This window comes from Tolypothrix sp. VBCCA 56010 (assembly GCF_050875635.1).
Classification (GTDB): domain Bacteria; phylum Cyanobacteriota; class Cyanobacteriia; order Cyanobacteriales; family Nostocaceae; genus Hassallia.
Window position 1 is genome coordinate 1 of the sequence record NZ_JBPAOH010000546.1, and the last position, 210, is coordinate 210.

At 49.0% G+C, this 210-nt stretch carries 1 protein-coding gene; it reads left to right on the top strand.

Going from position 1 to position 210, the window contains the following annotated elements:
* On the top strand, positions 1-210 hold a 210-nt coding region (locus tag AABK37_RS42300; RefSeq protein WP_432557319.1), incomplete at both ends, for a tetratricopeptide repeat protein.

The following is a 210-nucleotide window of genomic DNA, read 5'->3' on the forward strand; positions in this document are numbered from 1 at the left end:
TCCCAAGGACGGTACAGTGAAGCTGAACCACTGTACCAAAAAGCTTTGCAACTTTATCAACGCTTGCTGGGAGAAGAGCATCCCCATGTTGCCATGAGTTACAATAACCTGGCAGCACTCTACCAATCCCAAGGACGGTACAGTGAAGCTGAACCACTGTACCAAAAAGCTTTGCAACTAACGCAACGCTTGCTGGGAGAAGAGCATCCC